Annotated in this window: 15 protein-coding genes; 2 read left to right on the top strand and 13 right to left on the bottom strand. The window is 73.6% G+C overall.

What is annotated here, in order from left to right:
* Positions 1-147: 147 nt before the first annotated feature.
* The 5 genes from ACZ4WZ_RS21820 to rpe all read right to left on the bottom strand — a co-directional run bounded on the left by ACZ4WZ_RS21820 (position 148) and on the right by rpe (position 3,172).
* Positions 148-522, bottom strand: a complete 375-nt coding sequence (locus ACZ4WZ_RS21820) for a barstar family protein (protein ID WP_467892660.1) — start codon at positions 520-522, stop codon at positions 148-150.
* Complete coding sequence (locus ACZ4WZ_RS21815) at positions 519-956, bottom strand: guanyl-specific ribonuclease (RefSeq protein ID WP_467892658.1); 438 nt, start codon at positions 954-956, stop codon at positions 519-521. The genes ACZ4WZ_RS21820 and ACZ4WZ_RS21815 overlap by 4 nt, the downstream gene beginning before the upstream one ends.
* A gap of 49 nt (positions 957-1,005) precedes the next feature.
* Entirely contained in the window at positions 1,006-1,227 is a 222-nt protein-coding gene (locus tag ACZ4WZ_RS21810) for a hypothetical protein (protein ID WP_388943635.1), read from the bottom strand.
* 105 nt (positions 1,228-1,332) lie between these two features.
* The gene (locus tag ACZ4WZ_RS21805; protein WP_042800630.1) at positions 1,333-2,346 is read right to left on the bottom strand and encodes a sugar-binding transcriptional regulator; all 1,014 of its coding nucleotides are present in this window, start codon (positions 2,344-2,346) and stop codon (positions 1,333-1,335) included.
* Positions 2,347-2,485: 139 nt separating this feature from the next.
* Positions 2,486-3,172 (bottom strand): ribulose-phosphate 3-epimerase, encoded by a 687-nt coding sequence (gene rpe, locus ACZ4WZ_RS21800; RefSeq protein WP_388943631.1) that lies wholly within the window; start codon positions 3,170-3,172, stop codon positions 2,486-2,488.
* Between the two features lie 134 nt (positions 3,173-3,306).
* Here rpe and ACZ4WZ_RS21795 point away from each other — a divergent pair, with 134 nt between their 5' ends.
* Positions 3,307-4,560 (top strand): MFS transporter, encoded by a 1,254-nt coding sequence (locus ACZ4WZ_RS21795; RefSeq protein WP_467892656.1) that lies wholly within the window; start codon positions 3,307-3,309, stop codon positions 4,558-4,560.
* Positions 4,561-4,577: 17 nt separating this feature from the next.
* Here ACZ4WZ_RS21795 and ACZ4WZ_RS21790 read toward each other — a convergent pair whose 3' ends face one another.
* Together ACZ4WZ_RS21790 and fmt are read right to left on the bottom strand one after the other, a co-directional pair.
* Positions 4,578-6,044, bottom strand: a complete 1,467-nt coding sequence (locus ACZ4WZ_RS21790) for an RsmB/NOP family class I SAM-dependent RNA methyltransferase (protein WP_467892655.1) — start codon at positions 6,042-6,044, stop codon at positions 4,578-4,580.
* Positions 6,045-6,096: 52 nt separating this feature from the next.
* On the bottom strand, positions 6,097-7,041 hold the full coding sequence (fmt, locus tag ACZ4WZ_RS21785; protein WP_467892654.1) for a methionyl-tRNA formyltransferase: 945 nt from the start codon (positions 7,039-7,041) through the stop codon (positions 6,097-6,099).
* Positions 7,042-7,289: 248 nt separating this feature from the next.
* Here fmt and ACZ4WZ_RS21780 point away from each other — a divergent pair, with 248 nt between their 5' ends.
* The gene (locus ACZ4WZ_RS21780; RefSeq protein ID WP_467892652.1) at positions 7,290-7,820 is read left to right on the top strand and encodes a hypothetical protein; all 531 of its coding nucleotides are present in this window, start codon (positions 7,290-7,292) and stop codon (positions 7,818-7,820) included.
* Positions 7,821-7,988: 168 nt separating this feature from the next.
* On the opposite strand, the gene ACZ4WZ_RS21775 is transcribed toward ACZ4WZ_RS21780, so the two are convergent.
* The 6 genes from ACZ4WZ_RS21775 to ACZ4WZ_RS21750 form a co-directional block, all read right to left on the bottom strand.
* Positions 7,989-10,118, bottom strand: a complete 2,130-nt coding sequence (locus ACZ4WZ_RS21775; RefSeq protein ID WP_467892651.1) for a primosomal protein N' — start codon at positions 10,116-10,118, stop codon at positions 7,989-7,991.
* A gap of 54 nt (positions 10,119-10,172) precedes the next feature.
* A complete protein-coding gene (metK, locus tag ACZ4WZ_RS21770; protein ID WP_467892650.1) occupies positions 10,173-11,381 on the bottom strand; it encodes a methionine adenosyltransferase in 1,209 nt (402 codons plus the stop codon).
* Positions 11,382-11,577: 196 nt separating this feature from the next.
* Complete coding sequence (coaBC, locus tag ACZ4WZ_RS21765) at positions 11,578-12,813, bottom strand: bifunctional phosphopantothenoylcysteine decarboxylase/phosphopantothenate--cysteine ligase CoaBC (protein WP_467892799.1); 1,236 nt, start codon at positions 12,811-12,813, stop codon at positions 11,578-11,580.
* A gap of 97 nt (positions 12,814-12,910) precedes the next feature.
* On the bottom strand, positions 12,911-13,183 hold the full coding sequence (rpoZ, locus tag ACZ4WZ_RS21760) for a DNA-directed RNA polymerase subunit omega (protein WP_004948662.1): 273 nt from the start codon (positions 13,181-13,183) through the stop codon (positions 12,911-12,913).
* A 42-nt stretch (positions 13,184-13,225) separates the two neighbouring features.
* Positions 13,226-13,789, bottom strand: coding sequence for a guanylate kinase (gene gmk, locus ACZ4WZ_RS21755; RefSeq protein WP_467892648.1), 564 nt, complete (start codon positions 13,787-13,789; stop codon positions 13,226-13,228).
* A gap of 61 nt (positions 13,790-13,850) precedes the next feature.
* Positions 13,851-14,174, bottom strand: coding sequence for an integration host factor (locus tag ACZ4WZ_RS21750; protein ID WP_030234009.1), 324 nt, complete (start codon positions 14,172-14,174; stop codon positions 13,851-13,853).
* Positions 14,175-14,605: the final 431 nt, after the last annotated feature.

The following is a 14,605-nucleotide window of genomic DNA, read 5'->3' as shown; positions in this document are numbered from 1 at the left end:
GGGCGAATGAGGCAAGTTCCCTTTTTTTCTCTTGGGGCCGACCCCCCCCCGGGCAGCGGGGGCGAGGAAGGGGGCGCGCCCCCCCTCTTGGTCCCCCCCCGGCCCCCCCCCGAGCGGAGGCACCACGGCCGCGCCCCGGCCGACGCCTCAGTGCGGCTCCGGCGCGGCCAGCAGCACCGTCAGCGCGGGAGCGCCGTCCTGCTCCCGCCAGAAGTCCGCCGCACCCTCCAGGATCTCCCTCAGGGTGTCCCAGTCGTCCGGCCGGTCGGCGGCGTAGCCGCGCCACGAGGTCACCGCCAGCAGCCGCCCGGGCGCCTCGGGCAGCCAGGACAGGTCGGCCAGTACGTCGGCCAGCGCGTCCCAGTTCCCGCCGAACCACTCCGGCGCCCGCAGGGCCCGCGCGCAGCGCCGCATCAGCGCCGCCTTGCTCCGCACGCCCTCCAGGTCCAGCCGTACGACGCTCCAGCCGGCCTCCTGCGCGGCGGCCAGGGCGGACGCGAGCGGCCGCGGGTCGAGGCTCATCGCAGAACCGCCTTGAAGGTGTCGTAGTGGTCGTCCGTGTAGTAGAACTCCCCGCCCTGACCCGTCACGATCCGCCGCGCCCCGCGGCCGCGCTCGCCCGGCGTGCGCACCGTGAACTCGTGGTAGTAGCCGCGCTTCCGCTTCGGCAGGACCTTCTCGAAGTTGCCGAAGACGGTCCCGTCCTGCCGGTGGGCGTACGGGCCGCCCTTGTCGATGAGCGCGAGTACCTCGCGGGCCTGCGGCGGCAGCGCGTCGGCCCGTACGGTCGGCATGCCCTCCGCCCACGCGGGAGCGGCGGCGGTGCTCGCCGCGGACGGGAGCCGCGCCGGGGCGTCCTTGGCTCCGCAGCCCGCCAGGGCAGCGGTCAGCGCGGCGCACAGGAACAGCAACCCGAGCGCACGCGTCAAGGATCGGGGCACGCTCCTGCGGATCATGCCCCGATCGTGCCAAATATCCGATCCGGTGGCGAACAGCCAGGCGGTGTCAGAGTGCGGACATCTTGAAGTAAGGACTCAGGATGCGCTTCTGGACCGATCCGAAGTCGACGAGGACGGCGACCCCCTCCTCCACACCGACGACACGGCCGAGGCCGTGCTCGTCGTGACTGACCCGGTCGCCGACGTCGAACCGCCTCAGGGGCGGCTCAGCGGGGGCCTTGAACGGGCTTGACGGCAAATGACGGCGAGGTACTGCTGACTTGGTCATCAGAATCAGTATGCGCCCCCGGAGCGCCCCGCGGTCCCATGCGCAGGTCTCGATTGCGCACCCTTCGCCCCGGACGCCCCCGCCGCACCGGCCGGAAGGTGCCCGTCAGTCGTCGGGGTCGGCCCGGTCCAGGGCCGGCCGCAGTCCGGGTTCGGACTCGGTGAGCAGGTAGTCGGCGACCGCCGTGTCCGTGACGAGGCTGGTCACCAGCCCGGAGCGGAGCACCGCACCGATGGCGGAGGCCTTGCGCAGCCCGCCCGCGATCGCCACGACCTCGGGGATCCGGCGCAGCCGGTCCGCCTCGACGGTGATGCAGCGCTCGCCCAGGTCCCGTCCGACCCGGCGGCCCTCCTTGTCGAAGAGGTGGGCGGACATCTCGGCGGCGACGCCGAGCGAGGCGTAGTGGGCCCGCTCCTCGTCGGTCAGCATGTCGTGGACGGTCGAGATCCCCGGCTCCCAGGAACCGATGGACACGGCCGCGACGGTCACCTTGTCGAAGTACTCGAAGGCCCGCGCGATCCCGGTCTGGCTGCGCAGCGCGGCCGCGGTCGCCGGGTCGGGGAGCAGCATCGGGGCGTAGATCGGGTGCGCGTCCCCGCCGGAGACCTGCGCGGCCCTGCGTACGGCCTCCACCGAGCCGCGCTCGGCGGTCCCGGCGTCGTACACGCCGGTCAGCTGGACGACGGTGCAGGGGGGCAGCCGGTGCAGGGAGGCGGCCATGTGGATGGTCGACCGCCCCCACGCCAGCCCGAGCACGTCGCCCTCGTTGACGAGCTCACCGAGCAGGTCGGCCGCCACCGCGCCGAGGTTCTCCGGGTCCGGGGCGTCCTCGCTCGCGTCGGCGGGCGATTCCACCACGACGGCGTGCCGCAGCCCGTAGCGGGCTCGGAGCGCGTCGGAGCGCTCCGCGTCCAGTTCCGCCGGTACCCGGATCTCGATGCGTACGAGGTCGCGTTCGAGGGCGGTCTCCAGGACCCGGGCCACCTTGAAGCGGCTCACGCCGAACTCCTCGGCGATCTGGATCTTGGACTTGCCCTCCAGATAGAAGCGGCGCGCCATGGCCGCCGCCTGCACCAGCTCCGCGGGTCCCATCCGCAGGGCTGACCGTCCCGCCGACATTGCAGACACCGCGCTCTCCTCACTGCTGTTCACACTGTCGTGTTCACACTCTCGACTCGCCGTTCATCCTGTCAGATCCAACGGCCATTGATCAGCCTGGACGGCTTCCGTTCACCGAGCCGTCCCCTGGCCGCCCGCCTCAGTGGTCGCAGGCCCAGGGCGCGGCGGCGATGGCCGCGCCCGCCTGCTCGCGCAGGGTGCGGACCGCTGCGGCGGGGTCGACCGCCCCGTAGACCGCGCTGCCCGCCACGAACACGTCCGCGCCGGCCTCGGCGACCCGCTCGATCGTCGTGGCCGAGACCCCGCCGTCGACCTGGAGCCAGAGGTCGAGCCCGTGCTTGGCGATCAGCTCCCGGGTCCGGCGGACCTTGGGGAGCATGATGTCGAGGAAGGACTGGCCGCCGAAGCCGGGCTCGACCGTCATGATCAGCACCATGTCGAGCTCGGGGAGGATGTCCTCGTACTGCTCGATCGGGGTGCCGGGCTTGAGCGCCATGGCCGCTCGTGCGCCCTTGGCCCGGATCTCCCGCGCGAGGCGCACGGGGGCCGCGGCGGCCTCGGCGTGGAAGGTGACCGAGCCGGCCCCGGCCTCCACGTACTGCGGTGCCCAGCGGTCCGGGTCCTCGATCATCAGGTGCAGGTCCAGCGGGATGTCCGTGGCCCGGCTGAGGGATTCCACGATCGGCACGCCGAGGGTCAGGTTCGGGACGAAATGGTTGTCCATGACGTCGACGTGCAGCCAGTCGGCCCCCTCGACGGCCCTGGCCTCCTCGGCGAGACGGGCGAAGTCGGCGGACAGGATGCTGGGATTGATCTGAACGGCCATGCCCCAAGCCTGCCATGCCCCCGGGCACTTCCGGCCACGGCCCCGGAACTCGCGGTTCTCGTAGCACAGCTTAATTGATCAAGCCACCAATACTCGCTTGTCCTTCGCGGTGACCCACGGCCACCGTTACGTACATGACAACCGCCCCCGCCACCGGTTCCCCCACCGTTCCCCCCGCCGACGACGGCCCCTGGCGCAATCCCGACTTCCGTGCCCTGTTCGGCGCCGCGACCCTGAGCCAGTTCGCCGCCAACACCGGCTACATCGCCGTCCCCCTGCTCGCCCTGACCGCCCTCGACGCGGGCCCCGCCCAGGTCGGCGCCCTCGCGGCCCTGTCCACCGCCGCCTTCCTGCTCATCGGCCTCCCGGCCGGCGCCTGGGTGGACCGCCTGCGGACCCGCCGGGTCCTGATCACCGCCGACCTCGCCCGGGCGGGGCTCGTCGCCTCCCTCCCGCTCGCCTGGTGGCTGGACCTGCTCACCCTGCCCCAGCTGTACGCCGTCGTGCTCCTCACCGGCTGCGCCACCGTGTTCGGCGACGTCGGCTCCCAGAGCGCCCTGCCCCAGCTCGTCGGCCGGGGCGGCCTGGTCCGCGCGAACGCCGCCCTGGTGACCCTGATGGCCGTCGCGAACATCGCGGGCCGGGGCGCGGGCGGCGCCCTGATCGCCTTGCTGACCGCCCCCGTAGCGCTGGCCTGCGCGGCCCTCGGGCACCTCGGCTCCGGCCTGCGGATGCTGAGCGTCCGTCCCGTCCCCAAGCCGCCCGCCGCCGCGCGGATCCCGCTGCGCGCCCAGATCTCCGAGGGGCTGAGGCACGTACTGGGCCACGCGGAACTGCGCGCCCTGGCGCTGACGGCGAGTCTGAACAACCTGGGCGGCTCCATGATCAACGCCATGCTGCCGGTGCTCTTCGTGGCCGAGCTCGGCCTGTCCGCCGGGGCGCTCGGCCTGTTCTGGGCCGCGGGCGGGGCGGGGCTGCTGTGCGGCGCCCGGCTGGCCCGGCCCTTCGCGGCCCGGGCAGGCTACGGCCCCGCCCTGACCCTGAGCCTGACACCGGCGGCCCTGCTGGTCCCGATGGCGGACCGCGGGCCGTGGCTGTGGGTGGCCGGGGCGGGCTGGCTCGTGTCCACCGTGACGATCGGCAGCGGCAACGTCCTCGGCGTCAGCCTCCGCCAGCACCTGACCCCGGACCCGCTCCTCGGCCGCATGAACGCCACCTTCCGGTTCATGCTGACCGGCGCCATCGCCCTCGGCTCGGCAGCCTCCGGCCTCCTCGCGGAGCTCGCCGGCCTGCGCACCACCCTCTGGGCCGGTGCGGCCCTGCTGGCGCTCTCCTTCGTACCGACCCTGCTGTCGCCGATCCGCGGCCGGCGCTCCGTGGAAGGGTGACCGCTCCCGCCGGGGCCTCAGGCCGTCCGGCGCAGCAGGGCCAGGTACATGGCGTCCGTACCGTGCAGGTGCGGCCACAGCTGGACGTCCGGGCCGTCGCCCAGCGCCGGTACGCCCTCCATGTACGGGCGGGCGTCGATCAGTTCGGCCGCCACCGGCTGCGCCCCGGCGCCCCTGCCCTTGAGGACGTCGTCCACGACCACCCGCGTCTCCGCCAGGTGCGGCGAGCAGGTCGCGTAGCCCACGACACCGCCCACGCGCACGGCGGACAGGGCCTCGCGCAGCAGGGCCCGCTGGAGCGGCGCGAAGCCCTCCAGGTCCTCGGGGCGACGCCGCCAGCGGGCCTCCGGACGGCGCCGCAGCGCCCCCAGGCCCGAACAGGGGACGTCCATCAGGACCCGGTCGAAGGAGCCCGGCAGCCACGGCGGCCGGGTGCCGTCGGCCGCGATGACCTGGTACGGGCCCGGGTTGCCGGACAGGGCCCGCTCGACCAGGCGCGCCCGGTGCGGCTGCTTCTCGGAGGCCAGCAGGAACGCCCCGCGCCGCGCCGCCAGCGCACCCAGCAGGGCCGCCTTGCCGCCCGGACCCGCGCAGCCGTCCAGCCACCGCTCGTCACGGCCCTCGACCGGGACCGCCGCCAGGGCCATGGCCACCAGCTGGCTGCCCTCGTCCTGCACACCGGCGCGCCCCTCGCGCACGGCCTCCAGCGCGCCGGGCTCGCCGCCCTCGGCCATCCGGACGGCGTACGGGGACCAGCGCCCGGGCAGCGCCGAATCCTCGCCGACCGCCTCCAGCAGCTCCTGCGGCGTGGACCGGCCGGGGCGTGCCACCAGCGTCACCTCGGGCCGCTCGTTGTCGGCCTCCAGCAGGTCCTCGATCCCGGCGCGGCCACCGCCCAGCGCGTCCCACAGGGCGCTGACCACCCAGCGGGGGTGGGAGTGGTAGACCGCCAGGTGCTCCTCGGCGTCCTCCTCGTACGGCGGCGCGACCCGCTCCAGCCAGCCCTCCAGGTCATGGGCGGCGATCTTGCGCAGCACGGCGTTGACGAACTTCGCCCGCCCGTCGCCGAGCACCACGCGGGCCAGTTCCACGCTGGCGGAGACCGCCGCGTGGGTGGGGATGCGGGTCCCCAGCAGCTGGTGCGCGCCGAGCGAGAGCACGTCCAGGACCGGCGGGTCCACCTCGCGCAGCGGCCGGTCCACACAGGCGGCGATGACCGCGTCGTACGTGCCCTGCCGGCGCAGGGTCCCGTAGACCAGCTCGGTCGCCAGGGCCGCGTCGCGCGCCTGGAACCGCTCGTCCTGCCGGGCCTTCTTCAGGAGCGGGGGCAGGACCAGGTTCGCGTACGCGTCGCGCTCGTCCACCGCCCGCAGCGCCTCGAAGGCAAGCATCCGGACGGGGTCCTTCTGCGGCCGGCGGTAGGGCTTGGCCTGCTTGCCGGCGCCCGTCTTGGGGACGGGACGACGACGGGGCTGTTCGCTCACGTGAAAGGTGCTCCGGGGTTACGAGGTGCGGTTGCGAAGGGGAGGATCGGGATCAGCCTACGACGGGCGCGCCCAGGCGCTCGCCGGGAGCGATGCGCACCCCGCGGGCCCAGTCGGCGCCCTTCATCGGCTTCTTGCCCTGCGGCTGCACCCAGAGCAGCTCGACGGCGTGCGAGCCGGTGCCCACGTGGACGTTGTTCTTGGCCGGGGCCAGCACGCCGGGGGCGAGGTCGGTGCGTTCGGGGACGAGCCCGAGGGAGATCAGCTTGAGGCGCTCGCCGCGGAAGACGGTCCAGGCCCCCGGGGCGGGGGTGCAGCCGCGCACCACGCGGTCGGCGCGCAGCGCGGGCGCGTTCCAGTCGACCCGGGCGTCCTCGACGGTGATCTTCGGCGCGAGGGAGACGCCCTCCGCGGGCTGCTCCATGGCGCGCAGGCTGCCGTCCTCGATCCCGTCCATGGTCGCGGACAGCAGTCCGGACCCGGCGAAGGCCAGGCGGGTCAGCAGGTCGCCGCTGGTGTCGGTCGGGCGGATCTCCTCGGTGAGGACCCCGAAGACGGGACCGGTGTCGAGGCCCTCCTCGATGCGGAAGGTGGAGGCACCGGTGACCTGGTCCCCCGCCATGATCGAGTGCTGGACGGGGGCCGCCCCGCGCCAGCTCGGCAGCAGCGAGAAGTGCAGGTTGACCCACCCGTGGCGGGGGATGTCGAGCGCGCCCTTGGGGATCAGCGCCCCGTACGCGACGACCGGGCAGCAGTCCGGGGCGATCTCCCGCAGCCGGGCCTGGAACTCCTCGTCACGCGGCCGGACCGGCTTGAGTACCTCGATGCCGGCCTCCTCGGCGCGCTCGGCGACGGGGCTGGCGACCAGGCGCCGCCCGCGCCCGGCGGGGGCGTCGGGCCGGGTGACGACGGCAGCGACCTCGTGGCGCCCGGAGGCGATCAGGGCGTCCAGGGCGGGTACGGCGACCTCGGGGGTGCCTGCGAAGACGAGCTTCACTGGGTCCTACCTCGCTATCTCGGCTGTCAGCAGCACACCAGTCTATGGGACGCCCACCCGGGCCCACCTGCGGTATCGGGGGGCGTACGCACACCCACGCGCCTCTCGCATATGCCGACACGCCCCCAGTGCGTGACCTGGGCGCCCGCTGACGCGTTGGTCAAGAGAGATTGACCGAAACGGGCCGCGATCAAGAACGGTGTCTGCGGCCCGATCCGCTCTCCAGCACCGGTTCGAGAGGCTTCTCCATGGCCGACCACGCCACCCATGACGCCCAAGCACGGGCCAGCCTGCACCTCCTGGTGCGGGACATCGAGCGGGTTCGCCGGCAGGTGGACGCACTGCGGACGCTCACGGCCCAGCTCGGGAACGTGTACCGTCCGCGCCGCTCCGGGCCCTCCACGGGCTTCGTCGTCTACGGCAGGGCCCCCGCCCCCACCGTCCGGCTCGCGCAGGAGCTGAGGGACAGCGTAGAGACGCTGGTCACCGCGGCGGTGGACTTCGACCGCTCCCTCGGCTTCTCCTGGGACGCCGTCGGCTCGGCGCTCGGCGTCACCAAGCAGGCCGTGCACCGCCGCTACGGCGCACGCCGCGCGCAGGCCGCCGAGGCCGCGGAGCCGCTGGCCGAGGGCACCACGACCCGCCCCCTGGGACCGGTCCCCACCATCCCGGCGGCGCGCTCGGTGCCCCCGCAGCCCGTGCGCGAGGAGGCGCAGGCCGGCGCCACGGCCGTACCGGCGGGCCGCACCTCGGCCTTCCCCGGCCCCCGCAACGGCTGACCGCCGCCCGCCTCCGCCGGGACGCCGACCCCCGACGGCCGGGCGCGGCGGCGGTCCCCACCCCGGCGGGGCGGCCCCAGTGGCCGCCCGCCGGGGTTTCGCACGTCCGGGCCCGACCGTCCCCGCACCCTCCCGCCCCGGACCACCGGACCCGGTGCGTGCGCCGGGTCAGCCGATGTCAGGGGGGTCGATCCGGACCCGGACCGCCTCCGCCGCCGGAACGCCCCGCGCCAGCCGGGCGGCCTGCGCCTCCTTCAGCGCCCGGGCCAGCGCGGCCCCGCTCCCCGGCGGGACCCGCACCAGGGCCCGTTCCCCCGGAGAGGGCTCTCCGCGCCGCCCGGGCAGCGGTACGGGCCCCAGGACCTCGGCGTCCGCCGGCAGGTCGGCGGCTTCGAGGAAGGCCTCCAGCGCGTCCGCCCGGCCGGCCACCGCGGCCATCCGGGACACCGGCGGGAAGCCCAGCTGGGCCCGCTCGGCCAGTTCCCGCACGGCGTGTCCGACCGGGTCCCAGCGCACCAGGGCCTGCACGGGCCGCAGCGTCGGCTCGGCGACCACCACCACCTGCCCGTCGCCGCGGACCAGCGAGGCGGCGGCGATCCAGCGTCGCAGGGCGTCCTCCCCGGCCCGCAGGTCGGGCCTGCCGAGCATCGCCCAGCCGTCCAGCAGCAGCGCGGCCGCGTACCCGGCGCCCGCCGCGACCGGCTCGGCGCCCGGGGTGCACACCACCAGCGCGGGGCGGTCGGGCACCTCGTCCAGCACGTGATCGCGCCCGGAGGTCCGTACGGGAACGGCGGGGAAGGCGCGGCCCAGCTCCTCGGCGGTACGCCGCGCGCCCACCACCTGGGCCCGCAGCCGGAAGGAGCCGCACTCCTCGCAGTGCCAGGCGCTCTCGGCCCGCCCGCACCAGCCGCAGTGCAGCTCCCGCTCGTCGGGGGCCTCCAGCGGCCCGGCGCACACCGTGCAGCGGGCGGGCGTCCGGCAGCGCTCGCAGGCCAGCCGGGGCACGTACCCGCGCCGCGGCACCTGGACCAGTACGGGCCCGCTCTTCAGGCCGTCCCGCACGGTCTCCCAGGCCAGGCTGGGCAGCCGGGCGGCGCGGGCCGCCCCGTCCCGGGCCAGCAGTTCGTCGCCGACGGTCCTGATGCGGGGCGCGACGGCCCGGACGGTCTCGCGGTCCGCGACGAGCGGCCGGGCCCAGCCGGACTCCACCAGCTGCGCGGCCTCGACGGTGCAGCTCGTGCTCCCGGCCAGGAAGCCGCAACCGTCGCTGACCGCGCGGAGCTCCAGCACCTCCCGCACGTGCGGGAAGGGGGCGTGGTCGTCGCTGTGGCTGGAGTCGCCGTCGTCCCAGACCGCGACCAGCCCGAGGTCCCGTACGGGGGCGAACATCGCCGCCCGGGTGCCGACGACGGCGCGGACGGAACCCCGGCTCACCGCGAGCCACTGCCCGTAGCGCTTCTCGGGGCCCGACTCGGCGGTCAGCAGCGCGTGCCTCCCCTCGCCCAGCAGGGCGGTGAGGGCCGCGTCGACCCGGGAGGCGGTGCGCCCGTCGGGCACCACCGCGAGGGCGCCGCGCCCGGAGGCGAGGGTGGCCGCCATGGCCCGGGCGAGCTCGTCGGCCCAGCCGGGCCCGGGCAGTGCCGTCCACACCGCGCGGGGGGTGCCGCCGGTGGCCAGGGCCCGCAGGAAGGCGGGCCCGGCGCCGTAGCGGGTCCAGCCGCCCGGATCGGGAGCGGCGGGCGGGGGCAGCGGTGCGGGCGAGGGCTTGGCCTCGGCCCGGGCGCTGCGCGGGGGCAGGGCCAGCTGGAGCACGTCGGCCAGGCTGCCGGCGTACCGGTCGGCGACGGCCCGGGCGAGGGCCAGCATGCCCGGGCCGAGGACCACCTCGGGCGAGACCACCTGGGCGAGGGCGGCCAGGGCCCCTTCGTAGTCGGACTCGGCACGCCGTTCCACGATGAAGCCGTCGATGAGGCCGCCGCCCTCGCGGCGACCGCCGTGCACCCTGTGTCCGCCCGCGCCGAAGCGGACGCGGACGCGCACGCCGGGCTGGGCGGCCTCGGACAGCTCGGCGGGCACGGCGTAGTCGAAGAGCCGGTCGAGGTGGAGTACGCCCTTGTTCACGAGGACCCGGGCGACGGGCAGCTCCTCGGCCACGGCGGCCCCGCGCCAGGTGCGCGGCTTCGCCTTGGGCGCCTTGGCCTTCGCCTCGGCGACCATTTCCCGGATCAGGGCGAGCTGTTCCGGCTGGGACTCGTTCGCGCTGCTCACACAGGCATTTCTAGCAAACCCCACTGACATCGAACGGCCCCGGACCACGAGGGTCCGGGGCCGTTCGTCCGGCGGTTCCGCCGCTTACAGGCCGGCGGCGGCGCGCAGGGCGTCGACGCGGTCGGTGCGCTCCCAGGTGAAGTCGGGGAGCTCGCGTCCGAAGTGACCGTAGGCGGCCGTCTGGGCGTAGATCGGGCGCAGCAGGTCGAGGTCGCGGATGATCGCGGCGGGGCGGAGGTCGAAGACCTCGGCGATGGCGTCCTCGATCTTCTGGACGTCGACCTTGGCGGTGCCGAAGGTCTCGACGAAGAGGCCGACGGGCTCGGCCTTGCCGATGGCGTACGCGACCTGGACCTCGCAGCGCGCGGCCAGACCGGCGGCGACCACGTTCTTGGCGACCCAGCGCATCGCGTACGCGGCGGAACGGTCGACCTTCGACGGGTCCTTGCCGGAGAACGCGCCGCCGCCGTGACGGGCCATGCCGCCGTAGGTGTCGATGATGATCTTGCGGCCGGTCAGGCCGGCGTCACCCATCGGACCGCCGATCTCGAAACGGCCGGTGGGGTTGACCAGCAGCCGGTAGCCCTCGGTGTCCAGCTTGATGCCGTCCTCGACGAGCTGCGCGAGCACGTGCTCGACGACGAACTCGCGGATGTCGGGAGCGAGCAGCGAGTCGAGGTCGATGTCGGCGGCGTGCTGCGAGGACACGACGACCGTGTCCAGGCGGACCGGCTTGTCGCCGTCGTACTCGATGGTGACCTGGGTCTTGCCGTCGGGGCGCAGGTAGGGGATGGTCCCGTTCTTGCGGACCTCGGACAGGCGGCGCGAGAGGCGGTGCGCGATGTGGATCGGCAGCGGCATCAGCTCGGGCGTCTCGTCCGTGGCGTAGCCGAACATCAGGCCCTGGTCGCCCGCGCCCTGCTTGTCGAGCTCGTCCTCGTCGCCCTCGACGCGCTGCTCGTAGGCCGTGTCCACGCCCTGGGCGATGTCCGGGGACTGGGCACCGATGGACACCGAGACGCCGCAGGAGGCGCCGTCGAAGCCCTTCTTGGACGAGTCGTAGCCGATCTCGAGGATCTTGTCGCGGACGAGCTGGGCGATCGGCGCGTACGCCTTGGTCGTCACCTCGCCCGCGATGTGCACGAGACCGGTGGTGATGAGAGTCTCCACGGCCACACGCGAGGTCGGGTCCTCGGTGAGGAGCGCGTCGAGGATCGTGTCGCTGATCTGGTCAGCGATCTTGTCGGGGTGACCCTCGGTCACGGACTCGGAGGTGAACAGGCGACGGGACACAACGCTCCCTGGGGTTGCAGCGGCTGCTGGCTGATCATTTGGCGGAACCACACCGGGGGCTGCGCCCGATCACGTTCCAAGTGTGCAGTTTATCGGTCGCCACCGTTCGCCGGACCACCCGTCTCGCCCTATGGGAGCCGTGTGACCTGCGGCACTCCATTCTGACGTACGGATCTACCGGCGAAAAGGGAAACGCTCAGGCGCGGTGGAGGTCACGCCGGGGCGCGAGCCGCGGGGCGACCTGGTCCCAGATGGTGTCCGCCAGAGCTTCCTTCGGACCATGGGGCACCGGCGTCTCCGCCCCGTCCGAAGCGAGGATGACGGCCTCGTTCTCCTCGGAACCGAAGGTCTTCGTCTCGCCCACCTCGTTGACCACGAGGAGGTCGCACCCCTTGCGCCGGAGCTTGGCCCGGCCGTTCGCGAGCACCTCGTCCGTCTCGGCGGCGAAGCCCACGACGATCTGGCCCTCCCGCGCCCGCTCGGCGGAGATCTCCGCGAGGACGTCGGGGTTCCGTACGAGGGCCACGGGCTCGGGGTCCTGCCCGTCCCGCTTCTTGATCTTGCCGTCGGCGTACCGGGCGGGCCGGAAGTCGGCCACGGCCGCGGCCATCACCACGGCGTCGGCGTCCGCGGCGGCCTTGAGCACCGCTTCGCGCAGCTGGAGGGCCGTGCCCACCCGTACGACGTCCACCCCGGCGGGGTCGGGCAGCGCGGTGTTGGCGGCCACCAGGGTGACCCGGGCGCCGCGCGCGGCGGCGGTGCGGGCGAGGGCGTAGCCCTGCTTGCCGGAGGAGCGGTTGCCGAGGAAGCGCACGGGGTCCAGGGGCTCGCGGGTGCCGCCGGCGCTGACGACCACGTGCCGCCCGACGAGGTCGGGCCCGGCGGCGCCCCGGGTCCGCCCGCGCAGGACGTGGCGGCAGACCTCGAAGATCTCGTCCGGGTCGGGCAGCCGGCCCTTGCCGGTGTCCTTGCCGGTCAGCCGGCCGACGGCGGGCTCGATGACGACGGCGCCGCGCCGGCGCAGCGTGGCGACGTTCTCCTGAGTGGCGGGGTGCTCCCACATCTCGGTGTGCATCGCGGGGGCGAAGACCACCGGACAGCGGGCGGTGAGCAGGGTGTTCGTGAGGAGGTCGTCGGCCAGCCCGTGGGCGGCCTTGGCCAGCATGTCGGCGGTGGCCGGGGCGACGACGACGAGGTCGGCCTCCTGGCCGATGCGCACGTGGGGCACCTCGTGGACGGTCTCCCAGACCTCCGTGGAGGCCGGGTTCCCGGAGAGCGCGGCCCAGGTGGCCTCGCCGACGAAGTTCAGGGACGCCGCGGTGGGCACCACCCGTACGTCGTGCCCGGACTCGGTCAGCCGGCGCAGCAGCTCGCAGGCCTTGTAGGCGGCGATCCCGCCGCTGACGCCCAGCACGACCTTCGGCTTGTCCACCACGCACTCCCCTTGACGATTCGCGTACGACACCTATGACACACCACAGGCCCGGCAGATGTTCTGCCGGGCCTGTGGTGAAGGAATTCTCGCTGCCCTACTGGGCCGGGGCCTCGATGGCCTCGGAGGTCAGCAGACCCGCGTTGATCTCGCGCAGCGCGATCGAAAGCGGCTTCTCGTGGACGTGGGTGTCCACCAGGGGGCCGACGTACTCGAGCAGGCCCTCACCGAGCTGCGAGTAGTACGCGTTGATCTGACGCGCACGCTTGGCCGCGTAGATCACGAGGCTGTACTTCGAGTCCGTGGCCTCGAGCAGCTCGTCGATCGGCGGGTTGATGATGCCCTCGGGCGCGGTGATGGAAGAGGACACGCTCTACCTTCCGAAGATGGGTGAAGATCGAAACAAATTCGATCAAACAACTTTCATCAAGGCTAGCAGCTCACGCGCCACGTCCTCGACGGAGGTGTTCACCAGGGTGGTGTCGAACTCGGACTCGGCAGCGAGTTCGATCTTGGCGCTCTCCAGCCGGCGCTCGATGACCTCGGCCGACTCGGTGCCGCGGCCGGTGAGGCGGCGGACCAGTTCGTCCCAGCTCGGCGGGGCCAGGAAGACCAGCTGCGCGTCGGGCTTGGACTCGCGGACGAGCCGGGCGCCCTGCAGGTCGATCTCCAGCAGCACCGGTTCGCCGTTGTCCAGGCGTTCCAGTACCGCGCCGCGCGGTGTGCCGTAGCGGTTGCCCGCGAACTCGGCCCACTCCAGCAGCTCGCCGTTGGCGATCAGCTTGTCGAACTCGTCGTCGTTGACGAAGAAGTAGTGGACTCCGTGTCGCTCACCGGGCCGCGGCTTGCGGGTGGTGGCCGACACCGAGAGCCATACCTCGGGGTGGACCTTGCGCATATGCGCGACGACCGTGCTCTTGCCGACCCCCGAGGGGCCGGAGAGCACGGTCAGCCGCGGACGAACCTCTGCTGCCATAGAGCGATTATCCAGGTTCTCGGGACTGCCTGAGAACGCCGGGAGCACTTCGGGCAGCGCCTCAGGCGCCGCTACCGCCGAACTCGCGCTCCAGAGAGGCGATCTGGTTGGAGCCGAGACCTCGGACACGCCGGGACTCGGAGATGCCGAGGCGCTCCATGATCTGCTTGGCGCGGACCTTGCCGACGCCGGGCAGCGACTCGAGAAGGGCGGAGACCTTCATCTTTCCGATGACGTCGTTCTCCTGGCCCGTCTTGATGACGTCGTGGAGGGAGGCGCCGGAGTGCTTGAGTCGATTCTTCACCTCGGCCCGCTCCCGGCGAGCCGCGGCGGCCTTTTCGAGCGCTGCTGCGCGCTGTTCAGGGGTAAGGGGCGGAAGAGCCACGCCTACGTCACCTCGGATGTCGAACTGTCGGATACGGACGACGGGGAGCCCGTGGGCACCACGCCGGGTGAGGTCCCGAACAGCGATGGAATTCGCTCGCTGCTCGTTCACCCTGGTCGGAGACTAGCGGCCAAGGCCGCTCCAGTCAGCGAGAACGGACGAAAAGTCCTGGTCAGCCTCCACTGAACCGTACATCACGGACATACCACCCCGGTTTTGTCCGGGGAAAGACGTTCGAATTTCGAGATCCCGTGTCACGGGTCCGGTCCCGTACCTCCGAGATCAGCCCGCCACGGCCTCCCGTACCTCCTCGGGGGGGGGGGGGGGGGGGGGGGGGGGGGGGGGGGGGGGGGGGAGGGGGGGTGGGGGGGGGGGGGGGGGGGGGGGGGGGGGGGGGGGGGGGGGGGGGGGGGGGGGGGGGGGGGGGTGTG

Source organism: Streptomyces sp. NPDC029122, from assembly GCF_055569445.1.
This window is presented reverse-complemented; position numbering and strand designations above follow the sequence as displayed.

What these genes read in the sequence shown, in the direction of transcription:
- ACZ4WZ_RS21820 (WP_467892660.1), bottom strand. Translation starts at nt 522, where the DNA reads ATGAGCCTCGACCCGCGGCCGCTCGCGTCCGCCCTGGCCGCCGCGCAG.
- ACZ4WZ_RS21815 (WP_467892658.1), bottom strand. Translation starts at nt 956, where the DNA reads ATGATCCGCAGGAGCGTGCCCCGATCCTTGACGCGTGCGCTCGGGTTG.
- ACZ4WZ_RS21810 (WP_388943635.1), bottom strand. Translation starts at nt 1,227, where the DNA reads ATGACCAAGTCAGCAGTACCTCGCCGTCATTTGCCGTCAAGCCCGTTC.
- ACZ4WZ_RS21805 (WP_042800630.1), bottom strand. Translation starts at nt 2,346, where the DNA reads ATGTCGGCGGGACGGTCAGCCCTGCGGATGGGACCCGCGGAGCTGGTG.
- rpe (WP_388943631.1), bottom strand. Translation starts at nt 3,172, where the DNA reads ATGGCCGTTCAGATCAATCCCAGCATCCTGTCCGCCGACTTCGCCCGT.
- ACZ4WZ_RS21795 (WP_467892656.1), top strand. Translation starts at nt 3,307, where the DNA reads ATGACAACCGCCCCCGCCACCGGTTCCCCCACCGTTCCCCCCGCCGAC.
- ACZ4WZ_RS21780 (WP_467892652.1), top strand. Translation starts at nt 7,290, where the DNA reads ATGGCCGACCACGCCACCCATGACGCCCAAGCACGGGCCAGCCTGCAC.
- ACZ4WZ_RS21775 (WP_467892651.1), bottom strand. Translation starts at nt 10,118, where the DNA reads ATGTCAGTGGGGTTTGCTAGAAATGCCTGTGTGAGCAGCGCGAACGAG.
- gmk (WP_467892648.1), bottom strand. Translation starts at nt 13,789, where the DNA reads ATGGCAGCAGAGGTTCGTCCGCGGCTGACCGTGCTCTCCGGCCCCTCG.